Genomic DNA, 13,408 nt, shown 5'->3' with positions numbered 1-13,408 from the left:
GCGAACATCGAGGGGCATTCAGATCCAGCAGCTTGGCCGAAACGTGGCCGAGCGTTGTTCTGTGATCAGCCGATCAGCTCGCGCGTCGCCGCCGTCACGTCGGCCTGGCGCATCAGGCTCTCGCCCACCAGCATGGCGGTGGCGCCGGCCGCCTCCATCCGCACCACGTCGGCATGGGTGAAGAGACCGCTCTCGGTGACCAGCAGCGAACCGGCCGGGGCCAGCGTCGCCAGACGCTCGGTCACGGCCAGGTCGACGACGAAGCTCTTGAGGTCGCGGTTGTTGACCCCGAACAGCGTCGCGCCCAACTGGCCGGCGCGCGCGGTCTCGGCCTCGTCGTGCACCTCGACCAGGGCGTCCATCCCCAGGCGCGCGGCCTCGGCCATCAGCTCGGCGGCAAGATGGTCGTCGATCATCGCCAGGATCACCAGGATGGCGTCGGCGCCCAGGGCGCGGCTCTCGGCCACCTGCCAGGGATCGACCAGGAAGTCCTTGCGGATGCAGGGCAGGGCGGTCGCCGCGCGGGCGGCCACGAGGTAGTCGTCTGCGCCCTGGAAGCTGGGGCCGTCCGTCAACACAGAGAGACAGGCCGCGCCGCCGTCCTCATAGGCCTTGGCCAGCGCCGGCGGATCGAAGTCGGCGCGGATCAGGCCCTTGGACGGCGAGGCCTTCTTGATCTCGGCGATCAGCGACAGCTTGCCGGGCGCGTGCTTGGCCTCCAGCGCGGTCTTGAAGCCGCGCGGCGCCGAAGCGGTCTTGGCGGCGGCATCAACGTCGCTCTGCGAGCGCACGGCCTTGCGGCTGGCGACGTCCTCGCGCTTGTAGTCGGCGATCTTGGCCAGGATGTCGGTCATGCGGTCACTGTCTGGGCGTTGGTGGCGGCCACGAGGCCGGCGAGGGCGGCCTTGGCGCGGCCGTCGTCGAGCACGGCGCCGGCCAGCTCGACGCCTTCGCGCAGGGTCTCGACCTTGTCGGCCACCAGGAAGGCGGCGGCGGCGTTGAGCAGCACGATGTCGCGATAGGCGCCGGTCTCGCCGTCGAGCAGGCGGGTCAGGGCGGCGGCGTTGAAGGCGGGATCCCCGCCGGTGATCTCGGCCAGCGAGGCGCGCTGCAGGCCCACGGCCTCAGGCGTGATGGTGAAGAGGCGGATCGCCCCCTCGCGCCATTCGGCCACCTCGGTCTCGCCGGTGATGGTCAGCTCGTCCATGCCGCCGCCGTGCACCGACCAAGCGCGCTCGGCGCCCAGGGCTCCGAGGGCGCGGGCGATCGGCTCCACGAAGCGCGGGGCCGAGACGCCGACCACCTGGCGCTTGGCGCCGGCCGGATTGGTCAGCGGGCCCAGCAGGTTGAAGATGGTTCGGAAGCCTAGTTGCTGGCGGATCGGGGCGACGTGCTTCATCGCCCCGTGGTGCGACTGGGCGAACAGGAAGCAGATGCCGGCGCTGTCCAGCGCGGCGCGCTGCTGGGTAAGCGTCGCGTCGATATTGACGCCCAGGGCCGCCAGCACGTCGGCGGTGCCCGACTTCGACGTCACCGCGCGGTTGCCGTGCTTGGCGACCTTCAGGCCCCCGCCGGCGGCCACGAAGCCCACGGCGGTGGAGATGTTCAGGGTGTGCAGGCCGTCGCCCCCGGTGCCGCAGACGTCGACGACGTCATAGGGATGCTCCAGGTGCACGGCCGCGCGGCGCATGGCCCGGGCGCAGGCGGCGATCTCGCCGACGGTCTCGCCGCGCAGGCGCATGGCGGTCACCGCCGCGGCCACCTGGGCCGGCGTCGGCTCGCCGCGCAGGCAAGCGCTGAAGAAGACTTCGGCGTCGTCTTCCGAAAGGGTCTGGCCGTCGGCCAGCTTGGCCAGCAGGGGCTTGAAGGCGTCGGACATGTCTGAAGTCCCGTCCTAGACCCAGATCGCCGCGTCGCGACGCACGCCGGCCAGGTCGAGGAAGTTGGCCAGCAGCTGGTGGCCGCCCTCGGTGGCGATGGATTCGGGGTGGAACTGCACGCCGTGCACCGGGCGGGTCTTGTGCTGCACGCCCATGATCTCGCCGTCGGCGGTCCAGGCGGTGACTTCCAGCTCTTCGGGCAGGTCTTCGCGGCGCACCGCCAGGCTGTGATAGCGGGTGGCGGTGAACGGGTCGGGCAGGTCCTTGAAGATGCCCTTGTTGGCGTGGCGGATCGGGCTGGTCTTGCCGTGCATGACCTCCTTGGCGCGGATCACCTCGCCGCCATAGGCCTGGCCAATGGCCTGGTGGCCCAGGCACACGCCCAGGATCGCCAGGTCGTCGGGCGCGCCGCGCAGTAGCGGCAGGCAGATGCCGGCCTGGTCCGGCGCCTTGGGGCCCGGCGACAGCAGCACCGCCTGCGGCTTCAGGCCCAGGGCCTCCTGCACCGTCAGGTCGTCGTTGCGATGAACGAGCGTCTCGGCCCCCAACTCGTTCAGGTAGTGCACGAGGTTGTAGGTAAAGCTGTCGTAGTTATCGATGACCAGGATCATGACGCCGCCTTTCGAGCCTCGCTTCTAGGGCCAACCGCCGGCCGCGCCAAGCCAGGGAATGGTTGCCGAGGCGGCTCACTTCCGTTTAACGTGAGTATTGTTGCTGGTGCGCGTTGAGGCAGCGTATGTGGCATGAGATCGTCGTCACGGAAGTGACGCTGTACGGACCGAAACTGCGTTGCGTGGCCGGGTTCGACAGGCGGCTCGGACGCATGGTGCGACCTGAGCCGGTTGCTGGCGGGTTCTGGCCAGCCATCGTCTGCGGACCCAACACGACTTTTCATCCAGGTCATGTCGTCCGGTTTCGCGGAGAAACGCCCGATACGGCGATGCCTCACCGGACCGAGGACGTGGTCGTTACGGGAAACCCCTATCGATCTGGGGTCCTGAGCGCGGTCGAGTTCAAGACGGTCCTGGCCCGAGCCGCCGATATCTCCGTCGAGGCCGCGTTTGGCCCGCACCTGGTCTTTGAAGGGGCAAAGGCCTACGCGCCAGCGGACAGCCCTTGCGGATCGCTGGCTTGCGAAACGGCCTTGGTCGAACGTCTAGGCCTGTCGGAACTGGTCTTTGGCGATGAGCGCCGGCTGAAGCTGGATATCGAGCTACGAGGCCACAAGCTCCTCCTGCCGGTCGGCGCGAAGGACCTGAAGCAGGCGTTCCAGAAGGAAGGCCTCGACGACGCCAAGGCTTTGCTGCCCGAGCGAGGACTTTGCCAGGTTCGCCTGGGTCTGGCTCGTCCCTTCGACGCCGCGCCCGACCGATGCTATCTTCAGGTCAATGGAATCCATGCGCTCTGAAGCCCGCGTCCTGACGATCGGTCATTCCAACCATGGTTGGGACCGGTTCTCCGAACTGCTGCGCGGCGCCGGCGTGACGGCCGTGGCCGACGTGCGCACAAGCCCCTGGTCCAGGCATACGCCGCAGTTCAATCGCGAGACCCTGGCGGCCCGCCTGAAGAGCGAAGGCGTGGCCTACGTCTTTCTCGGCGCCGAACTGGGCGGTCGGCCCGAAGGCGCGCATCTCTTCGACCAGGGCGTCGCCGATTACGAGGCGATGGCGATTGAACCTCGGTTCCGCGAAGGCCTGGACCGCGTCGTAAAGGGCGCCAAGACCCACCTGGTCGCCTTGATGTGTTCTGAGAAAGAGCCGCTCGACTGCCATCGCTGCCTGCTGGTTTCGCGGCGGCTGCAAGAGCGCGGGCTGGCAGTGGCGCACATTCATCCCGATGGGGCGGTCGAGCCCCACGAGACGACCGAGCACAGACTTCTGGTCTGCGAAGGTCTCGAACACGAGGACATTTTCGAAGGCCGCGAAAGCCGACTGGCCCGCGCCTATGTCCAGAGGGCGCGAAAGGTCGCCTATGCCGAGGCGGTCGCCGAAGTCGAGGCGTCGACGGCGGCCGAATGACCGACGCCGCCAGCCTGTCCACCATCGGCTTCACCCAGACCAGCGCCGAGGGTTTCTTCGGCCGACTGAAGGCCGCTGGCGTCAGATCGGTCATCGATGTGCGGCTGCACAACACCTCGCAGCTGGCGGGCTTCGCCAAGTCAGACGACCTGTCCTACTTCTTGAAGGCCATCGGCGGGATGAGCTATCGCCACGAGCCGCTACTGGCGCCGACCGACGCGATCCTCAAGGCCTTCAAGAAGGACAAGGGCGACTGGCGTGTCTTCGAGACCAGCTTCCTGGCGTTGATGGCAGAGCGATGTGTGGAAGATCGGCTCAAGCCCGGCCTTTTCGACGGGAGTTGCCTGCTCTGCTCGGAGGCGACGCCTCACAACTGCCACCGGCGGCTCGTCTGCGAGTACCTCAACGGCAAGTGGGGCGGGGCATTGAAGGTGCGACATCTGTGACCTCGCGCGAACGTCTGATCTGAACGACACTGCGCTTCATGTCCGTCGCTGATTCCACCCTCGACAACGCCGCCTTGGCCTATGCCCGGGCGCTGCTGCGCACGCCGATCCGCCGTCAGAAAATGATGCCGGTGCTGATGGCCGCCGCCTTCGCCGCCAGCGCCGCGGTCAGTTTCGCGGCCGTGATGGTGCTGGCCCCGCCGGCGATCACCCAGCACCTGCCGAAGGAACGCCTGGGCGACTGAGCCCGTCGCGCGTTCGCGGGGCGCCGTTCGACAAACTTCTTCTATTCGCGCCTCGTTGCTTGCCGGCTCCGCCCGGCCGGGTCTGACATGCCTGCTTCGGTCATCGAAGGGGTGTGAAGTGGCTGTTTCTCGACGCAGGTTCCTGACGGCGGTCGGCGCCGCCGGCGGCTATGGCGCGCTCTACACGACGATGATGGGCCTTGGCCTGTTGGCCGCGCCGCGGGCCTATGCCGGACCGCCGAACCTGCCGGCCGGCGCGGGCAAGGGCAGCAAGGTGGTGGTGCTGGGCGGCGGGATCGCCGGCCTGGTCGCCGCCTACGAACTGCGCAAGGGCGGCTACGACGTCGTCGTCCTGGAGGCGCGCGAGCGGCCGGGCGGTCGGGTCTGGTCGATCCGCGGCGGCGACCGCATCGTCCAGAACGGCCGGCCCGACCAGGTCTGCGACTGGGCGCCCGGCCGCCACGCCTATTTCAACGCCGGTCCCGCCCGCATCCCGCAATGGCACCACGCCGTGCTCGGCTACTGCCAGGAGCTGGGCGTGCCGCTGGAGGTGATGGTCAACGCCAACCGGGGGGCCAAGCTCGACTTCGGCGGCAAGGTGGTCAGCGAGCGCCAGGCCGTCGACGACACCCGCGGCGCCTTCACCGAACTGCTGTCCAAGGCGGTCAGCAAGCGCGCGCTCGACCAGGAACTGACCGGCGTCGACAAGGAAATGCTGCTCGGCTACCTCTCGGCCTACGGTGATCTGGGCAAGGACGGGGCCTATACCGGCTCGACCCGCGCCGGCTTTTCCTCGCCGCCGGGCGGCTACGACGCCCCGCCCAAGGCCGGCGCTCCGCTGCGCATGGCCGACATGATGAACGCCCGCTTCTGGGGCGCGAGCCTGGTCTTCGAAGAGATCATCGACATGCAGGCCACCATGCTGCAGCCGATCGGCGGCATGGACCGGATCCCCTATGCCCTGTTCGAGAAGGTGAAGGCGTCGGTGGTGCTGGGCGCCCAGGTCAAGGCCATCAAGCGGACCACCAAGGGCGTGCGCATCGTCTATGCCGACGCCTTCGGCGAGAAGGCCGTCGAGGCCGACCACTGCGTCTGCACCCTGCCGCTGCCGGTGCTGGCCAAGATCCCGTCCGACTTCTCGCCGCGCGTGAAGCAGGCCATCGCCGCCGCCGAATACCACCACGGCACCAAGGTCGCCTGGGAGACCCGCCGGTTCTGGGAGCAGGACGACTTCCAGTACGGGGGGCTGGGCTGGACGGACGAGAGCAGCGAGCTGGTCTGGTATCCCAGCGGGGGCTTTGGCGAAAAGACCGGCGTGCTGGTCGGGGCCTATTCGATCGGCTTTTCGGGACCCGACGCCCCGCCCAAATACGCCGCCCTGTCGTTCGACGAGCGGTTCGCGGTCTCGCGACGGGTCATCGACAAGTTCCACCCCGGCAAGGGCGCGGAGCTGGCCAAGCCGGTGACGGTGTCGTGGATGCAGACCCCGTTCAACGAGGGCGTCGCCGTCGGCTGGCGCGACGAGCAGCGAGCCACCGACTACGCCGTGCTGTGCAAGCCCGACGGTCCGTTCCACTTCGCCGGCGAGCACATGAGCTACATCAACGCCTGGCAGGAGGGCGCGGCCCTGTCGGCCCAGGAGACCGTGCGCCGCATCCACGCCAAGACCGTCGCGACCTGAACGAAAAAGGCGGCGGCTCCGCCGGGAGCCGCCGCCTCGCTTTTCGATCCGACCGAAGCCTCAGGCGAAGCGCCAGGCTTCCTCGGCGGCCCGCTTGAGGGCGCGGGACTTGTGCAGGGTCTCGTCGTATTCGGCGTCGGCGTCGCTGTCGGCCACCACCCCGCCGCCGGCCTGGACGTACATCATGCCGTCCTTGACCAGGGCCGTGCGCAGCACGATGCAGGTGTCCACCGAGCCGTCGGCGCCGATATAGCCCACGGCGCCGGCGTAGCCGATGCCGCGCTTCTCGACCTCCAGCTCGTCGATGATCTCCATCGCCCGCACCTTGGGCGCGCCCGACAGGGTGCCGGCGGGCAGGGCGGCCATCAGCACGTCGACCGGATCGACGTTCTCGGGCGCATTGCCCTCGACGTTCGAGACGATGTGCATCACGTGGCTATAGCGCTCGATCGTGAAGCTGTCGGTGACTCGGACATTAGCGCCCTTGCCGGCCTTGGCTCCGCTGTTGCTGCCGGCCTGGCCGAGCATGGCCACGCGGCCGACGTCGTTGCGGCCCAGGTCCAGCAGCATCAGGTGCTCGGACCGTTCCTTCGGATCGGCCAGCAGTTCCTGCTCGAGCCGCAGGTCCTCTTCCGGCGTCGCGCCGCGCGGACGGGTGCCGGCGATCGGGCGGATGGTGATCTTGCCGTCGCGCAGCCGCACCAGGATCTCGGGGCTGGAGCCGACCAGGTTGAAGCCGTCCAGGTCCAGGAAGAACAGGAACGGCGACGGGTTGGTCCGCCGCAGCGAGCGGTAGAGGGCGAAGGCGTCCAGGCCGAAGGGCGCGCGGAAGCGGTGGCTGGGCACCACCTGGAAGATGTCGCCGGCCCGGATGTAGTCCTTGGCCTTCTCGACGACCTCCCGATAGTCCTCGCGGCTGACCGGGGTGGTGAATTCCATCGGCCCCTGCGGAACGCGCGGGGCGTCGTGGGCCAGCGGACGGCGCAGGTCGGCCATCACCGTCTCGATCCGCTCGCGGGCCGCCGCATAGGCGTCCTTGGCCGACACGCCCGGCGTCGGCCGCGCGGTCGTGGTCAGGACGATCTCCTGGGCGATGGCGTCGAACACGGCCACGATCGAGGGCCGGGTCATGATGCCGTCGGGCAGGCCCAGGCTGTCGGGATTGATGTCGGGCAGCTTCTCGACCAGGCGCACGGTGTCGTAGCCCAGCGCGCCGAAGATCCCCGCCGCCATCGGCGGCAGGCCGGCCGGAAGCTCCATCTTCGACTGGGCGATCAGGTCGCGCAGGCTGTCCAGCGCCCCGCCTTGCAGCGGCGAAAAGCGGCCGGCGGCGATGTCGCCGTCGCGGGCGATCTCGGCCTGGTCGCCGCGGCAGCGCCACACCACGTCCGGCTTCATGGCCACGATCGAATAGCGGCCGCGCCAGGCGCCGCCCTCGACGCTTTCGAACAGGAAGGCGTAGGGGCGGCCGTGGCCGATCTTCAGATAGGCCGAGACCGGGGTCTCCAGGTCGTCGATCAGCCGCGTCCAGACCAGCTGGGGGAGGCCGGCGTCGTAGCCGGCCGCGAAGGCGTCGAAGCCGGGCTCAAGGCTCATTGAGCCGAGCCCGACTTGGCCGGCGCCGCCGCGCCCTTGGTCGTCTTGGCCAGGGCGTCGGTGTCGACGCCGAGGGCCTGGCGGGCCAGGGTCAGGTTGGTCTTCGGCTTCAGCTTGTCGAAGGCGGCCTCGCGGCTGGCCTGACCGATGTCGCGCATATAGGCCATGCTGGTCTGCGGGCGCAGGCTCTCGGTGGCGCGGGCGATGTCGACCGGCTGGCCGGCGTGCACGGCCTCGATGCGGGCGACCACGTAGCCGACCTGCGGGGCGCGGGCGGTGAAGACCTCGCCCGGCTTGGCGTTGAACGAGGCGACCAGCAGGTCGCGGCCCAGGCCTTGGTACTGCTGGGCGTTCTCGCGCGACAGGCCGGCGATCTTCTGCACCTTTGAACCGGCGGCGGCCGCGACGCTGTCCAGCGACTCGCCCTTGCGGACGCGCGCGGCCAACTCGTCGGCCTTGGCCTTCAGGCGCTTGACCATCTCGTTCAGCATCCACTGCTGGCTGAGCGGGACCTTGATCTCGGCCAGCGGGGGCAGGGCGGCGGCGATCACCTTCTCGACGCGCACGGCGTAGTACTCGCCCTTGCCCGCCTCGATCAGGTCGCTCTCGCCGCCGGCCGGCAGGGCGAAGGCGGTCTTCAGCACGTCGGGCGTCAGGCCCGCGGCCGGCTGGCCGGCCAGGTCGGCGCCCTGGGCGGTGATCGGGGCGCTGGTGACGATCACCGCGCCGGCCTTGGCGGCGGCGGCGGGGATGCTGGCGCCGGCGTCGCGGGCGTCCTGGTAGGTCTGGGTCTGGTCATAGGCCTTGGCCTGGGCGTTCTGGGCGCGCAGGTCGGCCAGGATCTGCGGACGGGCGGTCTCCAGCGAGGCGGCCTTGGCCGGGGTCACCTTCAGCACCTTGACCACCGACAGGCCCAGCTCGCCGGCGATCGGCGCGCTGACCTGGCCCTCGGCCAGGGCGAAGGCGGCGTCGGCGACCTTGCGGTCGGGCAGGGCGGTCTTGGGCTTGTCGACGATGGCGACCGGGGTCTTGCCATAGGCCTTGGCGACGGCGGCGGCGTCCTCGCCCTTGCGCAGGCGCTCGGCGATGGCGGCGCCGGCCTTGGCGTCAGGCGCGACGATCTGCACGACCGAGCGGGTTTCCGGCTGGGCCAGGGTGTCCTTGCGGAAGTCGAAGGTCTTCTGCACCTCGGCCGGATCGACGGTCACCGTCGGCTCCAGGGCCTTGGCGCTGAAGCGCACCACCTGCAGGACGCGCGTCTCCGGACGGGTCAGGCGGGCGGCGTTCTCGGTCATGAACGCCTGCAGCTGGGCGTCGGTCGGCGGGGCCGGCTGGGCCACGCTGGCGGGGTTGATGGCGAAGGCGGCCAGGTCGCGGCCTTCCAGGCCGTAGACCGCCTGCAGGGCCGAATAGATGCGCGGGGTGCGCAGGCCGTTGGCGACGCTGGCGTAGAACTGCGACTGGGCGATGTCGTCGCGCAGCGAGGCCTCGAAGCGGGTCGGGGTCAGGTTGTTCTCGGCCAGCAGGCGCTGATAGGCGTCCTTGTCGAACTTGCCGGTCACCGGGTCGAACGGACGCTGGCCGGCGGGCAGCTGGCTCATCTGCTTGTGCAGGGTCTCGGCGACCAGGGCCTCGGACGGGCGCACGCCCATCTTGCCGATCAGCTCGGCCATCGATTCCTGCAGGGAAAGCTCCTGCACCATCTGGCGGTCGATGCCGCGGGCCACCGCGTCGTCGGGCGTCAGGGCCTGGCCCTGGGCCTCCATCTGGCGGCGATAGGTGTCAAAGCGGCCCTTGAAGTCCTCGGGCGTGACCGAGCGCGAGCCGACCACGATGACCTTCGAGCTCGGGGTCTGCTTGAAGACGTCGCTGATCCCGAACACGGCGAAGCTGACGATCAGCAGGCCGAAGAGGATGACCGCGAAGGGCGATTTGGCGAAAGAGCGAAAGCCGGCGAGCATGACGTTTGGAACTACCTTCTTCGATTTCGCCCTGTGGCCGCCGAAGGGCGACGCACTCGATGCGAGCAAGGCGGTATAGTAGAGGCCGATATGCGGGAGCAAGCCGAAGCGGACTTGACTTACCAAGGGAGCGCGTCCCCAAAGCCAAACTCATGACCGTTTCTCTGACGACGCCCCGGCCGTTGATCGCCGGGAACTGGAAGATGTTCGGCCTCGAGGCCTCGCTGGACGAGGCGCGAGCCGTGGCCGCGGCGGTGTCCGAAGCGCCTCCGGCCGCCCGGGTCGCCATCTGCCCGCCCGCCACCCTGCTGCATCGCCTGGCCGAGACCCTGTCGGGCGAGCCCGTGCTGGTCGGCGGCCAGGACTGCCATCCGGCCGCCCAGGGCGCCTACACCGGCGACATCTCGGCCGCCATGCTGGTCGACGCCGGCGCGCGGCTGGTGATTCTCGGCCACTCCGAGCGGCGCGGCGGCTATGGCGAAAGCTGCGAATTGGTCGCCTCCAAGGTCGAGGCCGCCCTGGCCGCGGGCCTGGAGCCGATCATCTGCTGCGGCGAAAGCCTGGCTCAGCGCGAGGCCGGGCAGGCCGAGGCGATCGTCACCGGCCAGATCCGCAACTCGCTGCCGGCCAGCCTTGCGGGCCAGGCCTTCGCCGTCGCCTACGAGCCGATCTGGGCCATCGGCACCGGCCTGACCCCGACCACGGCCGACATCGCCGCCATCCACAAGGCCATCCGCGCCATCCTGGTCGAACGGTTCGGCGACCACGGCGCGAGCGTGCCGATTCTCTACGGCGGCTCGGTGAAGCCCGAAAACGCCGCCGAAATCCTGGCCACCGAAGACGTCGGCGGCGCCCTGGTCGGCGGCGCCTCGCTGAAGGCCAAGGACTTCCTGGCGATCATCAACGCGGCTTGAGCGCGCTCTCAGAGACCCTCTCCCAGAGGGAGAGGGAGGGGCCCAGGCGAAGCCTGGGAGGGTGAGGGGTTACGCCGCCAACGGGCGTGCCGGCACGTCGTCTCCGGTCCCTAACCCCTCATCCGTCGCTTCGCGCCACCTTCTCCCTATGGGAGAAGGAAAACCTGCGTCGGACGGGGATACAGCGTCGTCCATGCCCGTCGCAGAACCTGCCGAGCCCAGCAAAATCAACGCCCTACAACTTTCTCACCCGAACTTATCAGACGCGTCCAAATCCCCCGCACAATAGACCTCGTCCCGTCGCAGGGAGAGGGCGCAAGGATCCGGCCCGAAGCGTGCGACGGCGATGCGATCGAGCGGGGCTGACGGAGCTGCGTGAGCAGGGCCTGAAGGCTTAAATGAGGATGGGGGACGTAAACCCATCCATCGGGAGGCTGCCGACATTGGCCTTCCGCCCGTCCGAGGGTCCGCGCCGCATGCACGCCTGGCCGCCAAGAAACGGGGCGCATTGCATGGGGAAGGGGCACAGGGCGGAAGAGGCCCGCGCGCCCCGGCCTGAGGTTCAACGATCGCGCGGGGCGTCAGAGCTTCGTCGAAACGGTATTCAAAACTCACACATCCGGGCGCAGCCCGGACGCCCCGCGCCCTCTCCAATCAACTCAGCGGTTTTCCGCGTGAGAACGCGAAGCCGTGCTCAGCGACAAGGAACCTCCCCCCGTGGGGGAGGCGGCCGAAGGCCGGTGGGGGGACGTTCTCAGCTTTCGAGGCGTCGGCCAATCTCGCACCAACTCCCCCCTCCGATCGCTTCGCGATCGCCTCCCCCACAGGGCAGGGCTATCGCATATGGATCTGGAGTCGATTTCTTAGGGCGAAGCGGATTCTGAAGGTCTCGCCTGATGCGGGGAGACGGGGTGATGGAGACGTTTTCGAGCTATTTCTCGGGGATCGCCGATCCGCGCGCCAAGAACGCCCGGCACGATCTTCTGGAATTGATGTTCGTGTCGCTGGCGGCGGTGATGTGCGGGGCGGAAGACTGCACCGACATGGCCCTGTTCGCGCGGGCCAAGCTCGATTGCCTGCGCCAGGTGCTGAAGCTCGAGCACGGAGCGCCCAGCCACGACACCTTCAGCCGGATGTTTCGCCTGCTCGAGCCCGAGCCGTTCGAGGCCGCCTTCGCCAAGTTCACCGCCGCCTTCGCCGGGGCGCTGAAGGGCGTGGTGGCGATCGACGGCAAGGCCTTGCGCGGAGCCTACGAGCGCGGGGCTGAGGCCACGCCGCTGCATCTGGTCAATGTCTGGGCCGTCGAGGCGCGGCTGGCGATCGGCCAGCGCCTGGCCCCAGGCCGCAACGAGGTGCTGGGCGTCCAGCAGGCCCTGGCCTTGCTGGACCTTCAAGGCTGCATCGTCACCGCCGACGCCCTGCACTGCCGAAGGGACACCGCCCAGGTCATCCTCGACGCCGGCGCCGACTACGCCCTGGCGCTGAAGGCCAACCAGCCCAAGCTGCTGGCCCAGGTCCGGGCCCTGATCGAGGCCGAAGATCCCGCCACCGGCGTGGCCGAAGGGCCAAGGCGTGCTCACGACCGTGTCGAGGGCCGCTCGGCCGTCGTCGTTCCCGCCCACGGCGTCGACTTCCCAGGCCTGGCCGCCGTCGCCTGCGTCCAGGCCGACCGCAAACCCGCCGACCAGCCTTCGGACACCAATGTCCGCTTCTTCCTGCTCTCCACGCCGCTGTCGCCCCAGCGCATGCTGCAGGTCGCAAGATCCCACTGGGGCGCCGAAAACCAGCTCCACTGGGTTCTCGACGTCGCCTTCGACGAAGACGCCTGCCGAAGCCGAAAGGACAACGCCCCCCAGAACCTCGCCCTCATCCGAAAGCTCGCCCTCAACACCCTGCGTCTTCACCCCGACAAGGGCTCCATCAAGGGCAAGATCAAGCGCGCCGGATGGGACGACGCCTTCCTCTTCTCTCTCCTGGGCCATATGCGATAGCCCTGCCCCACAGGGGGGGTCCTTGCGACCGGTCGCCACCTTCTCCCGCAAGGGGAGAAGGACCTTACAATTCCACCCCGTAGAGCCGCCCATCCCGCCGCTCGCCATCGCGGTCGACCTGGCCCTTCAGGTAGCCGGAGCTCTTGAAGCCCAGGCGTTCCAGCAGTTTCTCGGCCCGGGCGTCGCCGACCTGGGTGCGGGCGACCACGTGCTTGAGGTCGCTGGCGGCGGCGTGGGCGAGGAGGGCGCTGACGGCTTCGTGGGCGTAGCCGTTGCCCCAGCTGCCGCGGGCCACGATGAAGCGCAGTTCGGCCCGGTGGCGGCGCTCGTCGATCTCGACGAACTCGCAGGCCCCGACGAAGGCGCCCGTCGCGCTCAGGCGGATGGTCCAGTACAGCGCCGTGCCCGCCTGCATGTCCTCGACCTGGCCGACGACGCAGGCGGCGACCTCGTCGGGATCCTCCAGCGGGGCGCGGTCCCAGTGGGCCATCAGCTCCGGGTCGCTGAGGAACGGATAGATGAGCGGGGCGTCTTCGGCGACCAGGGGCTTCAGGGTGAGGCGTTCGGTCTCGAGAATCATGCGCGCCCTAGGAATTGAGTTGGGGGACTTGAGTTGGCCGGCCGTCGCCCCAGCTATGGCGTGCGCGCGCCGCTAGTGGTAGAGGGGCCGCTTCGT

At 69.1% G+C, this 13,408-nt stretch carries 13 protein-coding genes; 7 read left to right on the top strand and 6 right to left on the bottom strand.

Going from position 1 to position 13,408, the window contains the following annotated elements:
• Positions 1-65: 65 nt before the first annotated feature.
• The 3 genes from trpC to I4Q42_RS08735 are packed head-to-tail and all read right to left on the bottom strand — an operon-like array spanning position 66 to position 2,491.
• Positions 66-854, bottom strand: a complete 789-nt coding sequence (gene trpC, locus I4Q42_RS08745; RefSeq protein ID WP_198575682.1) for an indole-3-glycerol phosphate synthase TrpC — start codon at positions 852-854, stop codon at positions 66-68.
• Positions 851-1,879 (bottom strand): anthranilate phosphoribosyltransferase, encoded by a 1,029-nt coding sequence (gene trpD / locus I4Q42_RS08740; protein WP_198575681.1) that lies wholly within the window; start codon positions 1,877-1,879, stop codon positions 851-853. The genes trpC and trpD overlap by 4 nt, the downstream gene beginning before the upstream one ends.
• 15 nt (positions 1,880-1,894) lie before the next feature.
• Positions 1,895-2,491: an anthranilate synthase component II gene (locus I4Q42_RS08735; protein WP_198575680.1), complete on the bottom strand. Its 597-nt coding sequence runs from the start codon at positions 2,489-2,491 to the stop codon at positions 1,895-1,897.
• A 125-nt stretch (positions 2,492-2,616) separates the two neighbouring features.
• Between I4Q42_RS08735 and I4Q42_RS08730 the strand changes: the two genes are divergently transcribed.
• The 5 genes from I4Q42_RS08730 to I4Q42_RS08710 all read left to right on the top strand — a co-directional run bounded on the left by I4Q42_RS08730 (position 2,617) and on the right by I4Q42_RS08710 (position 6,270).
• On the top strand, positions 2,617-3,288 hold the full coding sequence (locus I4Q42_RS08730; protein ID WP_198575679.1) for a hypothetical protein: 672 nt from the start codon (positions 2,617-2,619) through the stop codon (positions 3,286-3,288).
• Positions 3,269-3,898: a DUF488 domain-containing protein gene (locus I4Q42_RS08725; RefSeq protein ID WP_198575678.1), complete on the top strand. Its 630-nt coding sequence runs from the start codon at positions 3,269-3,271 to the stop codon at positions 3,896-3,898. The genes I4Q42_RS08730 and I4Q42_RS08725 overlap by 20 nt, the downstream gene beginning before the upstream one ends.
• Positions 3,895-4,344: a DUF488 domain-containing protein gene (locus I4Q42_RS08720; RefSeq protein WP_198575677.1), complete on the top strand. Its 450-nt coding sequence runs from the start codon at positions 3,895-3,897 to the stop codon at positions 4,342-4,344. Before I4Q42_RS08725 ends, I4Q42_RS08720 begins: the two co-directional genes overlap by 4 nt.
• A gap of 38 nt (positions 4,345-4,382) precedes the next feature.
• Complete coding sequence (locus tag I4Q42_RS08715) at positions 4,383-4,589, top strand: hypothetical protein (RefSeq protein WP_198575676.1); 207 nt, start codon at positions 4,383-4,385, stop codon at positions 4,587-4,589.
• A 118-nt stretch (positions 4,590-4,707) separates the two neighbouring features.
• Positions 4,708-6,270: a flavin monoamine oxidase family protein gene (locus I4Q42_RS08710; RefSeq protein WP_198575675.1), complete on the top strand. Its 1,563-nt coding sequence runs from the start codon at positions 4,708-4,710 to the stop codon at positions 6,268-6,270.
• A gap of 60 nt (positions 6,271-6,330) precedes the next feature.
• On the opposite strand, the gene trpE is transcribed toward I4Q42_RS08710, so the two are convergent.
• Positions 6,331-7,866 carry an anthranilate synthase component I gene (trpE, locus tag I4Q42_RS08705; protein WP_198575674.1) on the bottom strand — a complete coding sequence of 512 codons (1,536 nt, stop codon included), beginning with the start codon at positions 7,864-7,866 and terminating at the stop codon, positions 6,331-6,333.
• Positions 7,863-9,827, bottom strand: a complete 1,965-nt coding sequence (locus tag I4Q42_RS08700; RefSeq protein ID WP_198575673.1) for a peptidylprolyl isomerase — start codon at positions 9,825-9,827, stop codon at positions 7,863-7,865. The genes trpE and I4Q42_RS08700 overlap by 4 nt, the downstream gene beginning before the upstream one ends.
• 152 nt (positions 9,828-9,979) lie before the next feature.
• Between I4Q42_RS08700 and tpiA the strand changes: the two genes are divergently transcribed.
• A complete protein-coding gene (gene tpiA / locus I4Q42_RS08695; protein WP_198575672.1) occupies positions 9,980-10,741 on the top strand; it encodes a triose-phosphate isomerase in 762 nt (253 codons plus the stop codon).
• Positions 10,742-11,655: 914 nt separating this feature from the next.
• Positions 11,656-12,732, top strand: a complete 1,077-nt coding sequence (locus I4Q42_RS08690; RefSeq protein ID WP_198575671.1) for an ISAs1 family transposase — start codon at positions 11,656-11,658, stop codon at positions 12,730-12,732.
• 64 nt (positions 12,733-12,796) lie between these two features.
• Here the strand turns inward: I4Q42_RS08690 and I4Q42_RS08685 are convergent, their stop codons facing one another.
• The gene (locus I4Q42_RS08685) at positions 12,797-13,312 is read right to left on the bottom strand and encodes a GNAT family N-acetyltransferase (RefSeq protein WP_198575670.1); all 516 of its coding nucleotides are present in this window, start codon (positions 13,310-13,312) and stop codon (positions 12,797-12,799) included.
• Positions 13,313-13,408: the final 96 nt, after the last annotated feature.

The sequence above is a fragment of the Caulobacter hibisci genome, assembly GCF_016135805.1.
Taxonomy (GTDB): Bacteria; Pseudomonadota; Alphaproteobacteria; order Caulobacterales; family Caulobacteraceae; genus Caulobacter; species Caulobacter hibisci.
The sequence above is the reverse complement of the archived record's forward strand: the minus strand, read 5'-3'. Positions and strand labels throughout refer to the sequence as shown.

Bases quoted from the DNA above. Each gene is read 5' to 3' on its own strand.
- trpC (WP_198575682.1), bottom strand. From the start codon at position 854: ATGACCGACATCCTGGCCAAGATCGCCGACTACAAGCGCGAGGACGTC.
- trpD (WP_198575681.1), bottom strand. From the start codon at position 1,879: ATGTCCGACGCCTTCAAGCCCCTGCTGGCCAAGCTGGCCGACGGCCAG.
- I4Q42_RS08735 (WP_198575680.1), bottom strand. From the start codon at position 2,491: ATGATCCTGGTCATCGATAACTACGACAGCTTTACCTACAACCTCGTG.
- I4Q42_RS08730 (WP_198575679.1), top strand. From the start codon at position 2,617: ATGTGGCATGAGATCGTCGTCACGGAAGTGACGCTGTACGGACCGAAA.
- I4Q42_RS08725 (WP_198575678.1), top strand. From the start codon at position 3,269: ATGGAATCCATGCGCTCTGAAGCCCGCGTCCTGACGATCGGTCATTCC.
- I4Q42_RS08720 (WP_198575677.1), top strand. From the start codon at position 3,895: ATGACCGACGCCGCCAGCCTGTCCACCATCGGCTTCACCCAGACCAGC.
- I4Q42_RS08715 (WP_198575676.1), top strand. From the start codon at position 4,383: ATGTCCGTCGCTGATTCCACCCTCGACAACGCCGCCTTGGCCTATGCC.
- trpE (WP_198575674.1), bottom strand. From the start codon at position 7,866: ATGAGCCTTGAGCCCGGCTTCGACGCCTTCGCGGCCGGCTACGACGCC.
- I4Q42_RS08700 (WP_198575673.1), bottom strand. From the start codon at position 9,827: ATGCTCGCCGGCTTTCGCTCTTTCGCCAAATCGCCCTTCGCGGTCATC.
- tpiA (WP_198575672.1), top strand. From the start codon at position 9,980: ATGACCGTTTCTCTGACGACGCCCCGGCCGTTGATCGCCGGGAACTGG.
- I4Q42_RS08690 (WP_198575671.1), top strand. From the start codon at position 11,656: ATGGAGACGTTTTCGAGCTATTTCTCGGGGATCGCCGATCCGCGCGCC.
- I4Q42_RS08685 (WP_198575670.1), bottom strand. From the start codon at position 13,312: ATGATTCTCGAGACCGAACGCCTCACCCTGAAGCCCCTGGTCGCCGAA.